The sequence below is a fragment of the Pseudomonas sp. NPDC088885 genome, assembly GCF_044750025.1.
Classification (GTDB): Bacteria; Pseudomonadota; Gammaproteobacteria; order Pseudomonadales; family Pseudomonadaceae; genus Aquipseudomonas; species Aquipseudomonas rustica.
Genome location: NZ_JBIVJB010000190.1, coordinates 1 through 3,674 on the forward strand (window position 1 = coordinate 1; position 3,674 = coordinate 3,674).

Below are 3,674 nucleotides of genomic sequence, written 5' to 3' on the forward strand. Positions count from 1 at the left end.
AAGCGACTTCACCGGCGTTGTCGCCGACATTGGACGAGCAACCTAAAGCTACATCCATGGCCAGAGCCAGCGCAGCAAATTTACCAAACTTCAGCATTTCCATCGTGAAACTCCTAATGAACCCCAGTGTGTTAAGTAAAACGTGTAGCGCCCGCTCACTTCAGGTAAGGGGACCAGGACGGTTCTCTGACTTCGCCTTGAGCGGTAGGAAGCGGGAGCCTAACGCGTCCATTAATGGACACGAGCATCAAGACTCCCCGGCCCTGTTGGCGGGTGGCGTAGATTACCATGGTGCCGTTGGGCGCAACAGTAGGCGACTCGTCCAGAGTGCTATCAGTGAGGATCTTTACACTACCTCGCTGCAAATCCTGGGCTGCCACCTTGAAATTGGTGAAACCGTCCTGACGATGGATCATCACCAGGGTCTTTTCATCCGCCGACAATTTAGGGTTGGCGTTGTAGTTACCGATGAAGGTCACTCGCTCCGCACCGCCGCCACTGGCGCTGGTTTTGTAGATCTGTGGCTTGCCGCCGCGATCCGAGGTGAAGTAGATGGTCGAACCATCCTTGCCCCAGTACGGTTCGGTGTTGATGCCTGGACCTGCGGTCACGCGAGTGATCTGACGCGAAGCCAGGTTCATCACGTAAATGTCCGGGTTACCGTCTTTCGACAGTACGAACGCCAGACGATCACCATTCGGCGACCAGGCCGGTGCACCGTTCAAACCTTCGAAGTTGGTGATCTGCTCACGACGACCGGTGTCGATGTTCTGCATGAAGATGCGCGGACGGCGCTGTTCAAACGAAACATAGGCGATGCGCTTGCCATCCGGTGCGAAACGCGGCGACAGGATCGGCTCACGCGATTGCAGCAGAGTCACGGCGCGAGCACCGTCGTAGTCCGAACGTTGCAGGGTGTAGCGAGTGTTCTTCTCGGAGAAACGCTCGGCCGTTACGTACAGCAGGCGAGTCGAGAACGCACCCGGGATACCGGTGAGTTTTTCGAACGACTGGTCAGCAATGAAGTGCGCCATGTCGCGGATTTGATCCGTGGTACCGGAGACGCTGCCGTCAGCCACTTTCTGCTCGGTGGCAACGTTGAACAGCGCCCATTGCACCTGCAGGCGACCGCCGGCTGGAGCAATGCTGCCGACCATCATGTATTGAGCACCCACCGCCTTCCAGTCACGGAAGATGATTTCGCTCGGCTGGCTTGGCTGGCTGATCATGTTTTGCTTTGGAATCGGCGAGTAGTAGCCCGAGTTACGCAAATCGTTACCAATGATTTCAGCCATGTCGTCCGGCAGGACGGCACCGCCCTGCATACCAAACGGTACAACCGCGATCGGAGTAGCCCGATCGCTGCCGCTGGTAACCAGAATGTTCTTTTCATCAGCCATCGCGATCCCTGCCATGCAGCAGATCACGACCAGCATTCCTCGAAGAAGGTTTCTCACAAGGCTAGATCCTCAGGTGTGAATGTCATCTTGAATGAACGATACGGAGCGAAATCGCTCGGCTTCATTCCCTGCATTTCTGTCAAACGTCCAATATTCTTCACTGCCGCCACTGCCGAAGCATCAAACGGACCATCGCCGCTGGACTTGGACACGCTCACCGAAGTCACCGTACCGTCCGGCAACATGCCGATTTGCAGCACGACCGTCATGCCTTTGCGTGCCGAAGGTGGTCGAGCCCAACCTTCTGCTGCTCGCGCACGAATCAGGTCATCGAAACTGCCCGCGACTTCGTCACCCTGCTCATCCGCCAAAGCCTGCTGGCGCTGCGGCGTGTCGGAAAGCAAATCGGCCAAGGCCTGAGCCTTTTTGTCTTCGGTCGATTTACGTGCCGCATCCTGCGCTTTCTTCTTCGCAGCATCGGCAGCAGCTTTCTTCTTCGCTTCGTCGGCGACTTTCTTCTTCGCCTCGTCAGCTTCAGCTTTCTTCTTGGCGTCGTCGGCGGCTTTCTTCTTCGCGTCTTCGACAATCTTCTTCTTGGCTTCTTCAGCGGCCGCTTTCTTGGCCTCTTCTTCAGCAGCCTTTTTGGCTTCGTCTTCGGCTTTCTTCTTGGCTATATCAGCCAATTGTTTCTCTTCTGCCTTTTTCGCCTCAGCCTTTTTCGCGTCGTCGGCTTTTTTGGCTTCATCAGCCTTTTTCGCTTCGTCCGCTTTTTTCGACTCGTCGGCCTTCTTGGCTTCCTCGGCTTTTTGAGCCGCTTCTTCTTTCTTTTGTTCCGCCGCGGCCTTGATCTCTTCCTGCTCGACCTTTTTCTGCTCCATCTGCTCGACTTCGGTCTGACGCGCGGCGGATTTCTTCGCCTCACCCGCAATCTTCTGATTGGTCTGGGTGGTTGCCTGACTTTTCGATTTCAGCTGGTACAGGGTCGCCTGGACAATCGGTTTGGCCGGCGGCAGCTCTGGTGTGAAGGCGAAACTGACGAACAGCATGCCGAACACCAGCACGTGCAGGACTATTGCCAGAACACTAGGCCAGAAGTAGCTTTCCGAGGCGGACGGCTCTCGCTGTTGCTGCATCAGGGGGCCTCGGTAATCAAACCAACATTACCGACCCCGGCTTTCTGCAACCCGCCCATGGCGCCCATGACGGAACCATAATCGACGGTCTTGTCACCGCGGATGAAAACCTGGGTACGCTTGCCGCCTTCGGTGCCGGCACGAATGATCTTGGTCACCGCGTCGGTCATTTGCGGCAGGGTCATGGCCCTGTCCTGTTGCTTCTCGGTATCGACTTCGCTGCCAAGGTTCCAGTAGTAGGTCTTGTCAGCCTTGATCGAAATGGTCAGGACTTGCGTGTTGTTGTCCTGCGGCAAGGCTTCGCTGGAAACCTTGGGCAGATCAACTTTCACGCCCTGATTGAGCATCGGCGCGGTCACCATGAAGATGACCAGCAGCACCAACATCACGTCGATGTAAGGCACCACGTTCATCTCGGCGACCGGCTTGCGCTTTTTGCGAGCTCGAGCGATTAAAGCCATTGGAAATTACCTGCTTATTCTTCGCTGGTGTGCACTTTGCGGTGCAGGATCGCCTGGAATTCATCGGCGAAGGTGTAGTAGCGGCCCAGCAAGGTTTCGCTGCGAGCGGCGAAACGGTTGTAAGCGATAACCGCAGGGATCGCGGCGAACAGGCCGATCGCGGTGGCGATCAGGGCTTCGGCGATACCCGGGGCCACAGTGGCCAGGGTTGCTTGCTGGGCGCTGGCCAGACCGCGGAAGGAGTTCATGATGCCCCACACAGTACCGAACAGACCGATGTACGGGCTGACCGAACCAACGGTGGCGAGGAACGGCAGGCTTTGCTCGAGTTTCTCTTCTTCACGGGAGATGGCAACGCGCATGGCACGGGCCACACCTTCCATCACCGCTTCAGGGTCGACACCTGGCTGCTGACGCAGACGCGAGAACTCTTTGAAACCGGCGCGGAAGATTTGCTCGACGCCCGAATCCGGATCCGGGTTGCTGCCCGCCTGACGGTACAGTTTGGACAGATCGATACCCGACCAGAAGCGCTCTTCGAAGCTCTCCAGGGCGCGTCGACCGGCACGCAGCAGATTGCTGCGCTGAAAGATCATGATCCATGAGGTCACCGATGCGGCCACCAGGGTCAACATTACCAACTGCACCACGATGCTGGCATTGCTGACCAGGCTCCACAT

4 protein-coding genes and 1 pseudogene are annotated in these 3,674 nt (G+C 57.0%); all 5 read right to left on the bottom strand.

Annotation, left to right across the window (positions count from 1 at the left end; genetic code table 11):
* Window positions 1-103: pseudogene (locus ACIP1X_RS28160) on the bottom strand (peptidoglycan-associated lipoprotein); the annotation flags it as partial.
* A 52-nt stretch (window positions 104-155) separates the two neighbouring features.
* Window positions 156-1,436: a Tol-Pal system beta propeller repeat protein TolB gene (tolB, locus tag ACIP1X_RS28165; RefSeq protein ID WP_172680149.1), complete on the bottom strand. Its 1,281-nt coding sequence runs from the start codon at window positions 1,434-1,436 to the stop codon at window positions 156-158.
* A 17-nt stretch (window positions 1,437-1,453) separates the two neighbouring features.
* The gene (gene tolA, locus ACIP1X_RS28170) at window positions 1,454-2,533 is read right to left on the bottom strand and encodes a cell envelope integrity protein TolA (protein WP_053123075.1); all 1,080 of its coding nucleotides are present in this window, start codon (window positions 2,531-2,533) and stop codon (window positions 1,454-1,456) included.
* Entirely contained in the window at window positions 2,533-2,985 is a 453-nt protein-coding gene (gene tolR, locus ACIP1X_RS28175) for a protein TolR (RefSeq protein ID WP_161806672.1), read from the bottom strand. Before tolR ends, tolA begins: the two co-directional genes overlap by 1 nt.
* 23 nt (window positions 2,986-3,008) lie before the next feature.
* Window positions 3,009-3,674: protein TolQ (tolQ, locus tag ACIP1X_RS28180; RefSeq protein WP_166554502.1), on the bottom strand; the 666-nt coding region annotated here is incomplete at its 5' end.